This window comes from Coleofasciculus sp. G3-WIS-01, assembly GCF_040223135.1.
GTDB lineage: Bacteria > Cyanobacteriota > Cyanobacteriia > Cyanobacteriales > Coleofasciculaceae > Coleofasciculus.
The window spans coordinates 1-2,712 of record NZ_JAVJZI010000093.1 but is presented as its reverse complement, the minus strand read 5'-3'; the positions used below and the strand labels follow the sequence as shown (position 1 = coordinate 2,712).

Genomic DNA, 2,712 nt, shown 5'->3' with positions numbered 1-2,712 from the left:
TTAAGGCTGATATCGAGCAACAATGCCGGGTATCAGCCAAGTTTTTGCGTTAACGGTTATCGACCAAAAGTTACACCGTGGACTTATACCAAGGCAGAATTACTTATGGGTAGGTTTGTCTAGGTTTTTAGAAGCGGTAAAGACAAAGCTATCCTGTTTAGAAACAGGTTAGGGATTACGCTAAAAAACAAAGAGTTATTAGAAACGGCTCTATTAGAATCTGCTGTCAATAATGAGGCAACCCTTCACAAAACGGATGAGTATGGAACCCAGTATGACGTAAAATTTCTGATAACGACGGACGTGGGCAGCTCTTTGGTACTTGGATGTTGGATCATTCGTACAGGTGAAGAGTTTCCAAGACTAACAAATACCTATCCTGTAGATCAGTGAGGATACAACCATGAATTTTAAGGAATATGATGTTGTTGCCTTAACCGAAGAAATTCAGGCGATCCATAAAGAAACTAAACAGCCAATCCGACTAATACCTGGGCAAGTCGGCACTATCCTGATGGATTTTGAGGGTCGAGCTTATCTTGTTGATTTTGCTGATGCTCATGGCAAAACCTATGCTATGGAAACTGTCCCCGGTGAAAGGTTGATGCTCCTTGTCTATGAACCGCTTCTAGCTGTTGCCTAAAATTGAAATGAACCTAAGTAGGTGGACACAAGGAAAGTTAAAGGAGGAGATCGTCATTAGTCATTTGTCCTTTTGAGTCAACCTTGGGACGCGGTGGGTTTGGGATTACCTACAAAGCCTTACACACTAAACTGAATCAATATGTGGTGATTAAAACCCCGGATGAGACACTGAAACTTGACCCCAATTATGCCAAGTTTGTGGAACGATTTATTAAAGAGGGCAGATTGCTGGCGAAATTAGGCGCTGAACCTCATCCTCATATTGTCAGAGTGACTGACCCGAATATTATGTTACAGGAAAATGGTAACATTAACGCTTTTTAATGTTTTAATTAATGCAATTCAGCAGCAACTTGACAATTGACAACCAATAGTCCTATCAAGAAGTCCGCCTAAGCTATCACACTGCGGCAAACTCAGCAAATACTTGCTCAATCACCTTTTGCGCTTTAGTATCCAGAGAATGCCAATCCACTTCACCGTCTTCATCAATTAGGCTGGTATCAATCTCAACCTCTTGGCTTTCTACTTCAGCATGAACCGGGGCGTACTCCTGAAAACAGACTTTAAAGCATAACTCCCACAAGTTAATACAGGTTGAATAATCAGGTTTTTCTAAACATACCTCATGACCGGGTATCGGCGTCTGCACATCCTTGTATGTGGCTTTCCAGGTGGTCACCTCAAGCTGCTTGCGAATATGATCAACAATGCGGATTAAGGCGGGTTGCATTAATAGTCCCGCTTGTTGCCAAGCTTGGGTTGTTTTAAATTTGGGTTTCATTCTGAACGTCGATAGGGAAGAATTAGGCAAACAACGATGTTAAGACTACTGAGTGGATTTGGATTCGTGACGGGAGCAACTTACCCATTGCGCGTGTTGGCAGTTTTCCGACGCACACCACGTCTGTGGGGGTACATGATTACTCCTATTCTGGTGAATGTGTTCATCGGTATTGCCCTGTATGCCGGATTACTGGTGTTGGGTTGGCAACAGGTTGAGAGTATTACGCTTAGTTTATCGCAATGGTTGAATAATGCGATCGCGAGTCTTCCCCCATGGCTGAGTTTCCTGGGCGTCTTGGCGACGGGGATCAACTGGCTGCTGGATTTTATCTTGGTGATTGGGTTACTGCTGATCACTGGATTTTTGCTCGTCCAGTTTGGCGTATTACTGGGTGCGCCGTGGTATGGTCAACTCTCGGAACAGTTAGAAGAAATCCGCACGGGTCAAATTCATACCGTAGAGGTGGGATTTATCCAGGATATTGGGCGGGCGATTTTATTTGAGTTGAAGAAACTGGTATTAGGAATCGGCGTCGGTGTTTTATTACTCCTGCTGAATATTCTCCCAGGGATTGGCACCTTAGCCGCCGCAATCGGGGGGATTATCTTAACCGCAACCGTAACTTGTCTGGACTTTCTCGACGCACCCTTAGAACGTCGCCGTTTACGGTTTCGCTACAAGTTAGGGATTGTATTTAAAAGTTTACCTGCCAGTGCCGGGTTTAGCTTAGTCTGTATGGTGTTGATTACGATACCCTTGGTGAATCTTTTTACCATTCCTTTATGTGTCGCATCCGGGACGTTGTTTTTTTGCGATCGCGTATTACCTAAGTTACCTCAGTCTTTGACGTTCGATCATTAGTCTAAAGCGTAATTATGACTCGGCTGCGTTTACGAGGTCTTATGGCACCGAAGGGGGAGAATTCAAAGCCTCTCTCTCTAACCCCCTTTATACCCCCCTTTCAAAGGGGGGCAAGGGGGGATGGGGGCAAGCTGACAGGTGTAGGTTTTTTACTTTAGGGTGGGGACTAGACTTGGAGGACAAGGAAGGAAAGTAGACAAGGAAGAGAAGAATTGTATAGTTCAAGACGTATTTAGGGAAAAAGATTGTCGTGGATATAAACCATTCACGGAAATACCTTTGCCACAAATTAAATCGGCAATAATGTTCATTAATCCTTGTAAAAAACAAGATATATTCCTCTCTTTTCTTCTCGAAGCTGATTGTGTATTTATCCGAGAATTCGGCTTAGTTTTATCGTTGAAATCTTGTGATAGATG

General features: G+C 43.6%; 4 protein-coding genes and 2 pseudogenes. 4 read left to right on the top strand and 2 right to left on the bottom strand.

The window, feature by feature from the left end; translation table 11 throughout:
• Positions 1-144: 144 nt before the first annotated feature.
• From RIM23_RS09930 to RIM23_RS09920, 3 genes and pseudogenes are all read left to right on the top strand, one after another.
• Positions 145-393: pseudogene (locus RIM23_RS09930) on the top strand (DUF6883 domain-containing protein); the annotation flags it as partial.
• A gap of 10 nt (positions 394-403) precedes the next feature.
• Positions 404-643, top strand: coding sequence for a DUF4926 domain-containing protein (locus RIM23_RS09925; RefSeq protein WP_446366622.1), 240 nt, complete (start codon positions 404-406; stop codon positions 641-643).
• A gap of 83 nt (positions 644-726) precedes the next feature.
• Positions 727-969: a hypothetical protein gene (locus tag RIM23_RS09920; RefSeq protein WP_446366620.1), complete on the top strand. Its 243-nt coding sequence runs from the start codon at positions 727-729 to the stop codon at positions 967-969.
• 76 nt (positions 970-1,045) lie between these two features.
• On the opposite strand, the gene RIM23_RS09915 is transcribed toward RIM23_RS09920, so the two are convergent.
• Positions 1,046-1,429, bottom strand: coding sequence for a hypothetical protein (locus tag RIM23_RS09915; RefSeq protein WP_446366618.1), 384 nt, complete (start codon positions 1,427-1,429; stop codon positions 1,046-1,048).
• A 36-nt stretch (positions 1,430-1,465) separates the two neighbouring features.
• Between RIM23_RS09915 and RIM23_RS09910 the strand changes: the two genes are divergently transcribed.
• Positions 1,466-2,293, top strand: coding sequence for an EI24 domain-containing protein (locus tag RIM23_RS09910; RefSeq protein WP_446366616.1), 828 nt, complete (start codon positions 1,466-1,468; stop codon positions 2,291-2,293).
• Between the two features lie 221 nt (positions 2,294-2,514).
• Here RIM23_RS09910 and RIM23_RS09905 read toward each other — a convergent pair.
• Positions 2,515-2,712: pseudogene (locus tag RIM23_RS09905) on the bottom strand (transposase); the annotation flags it as partial.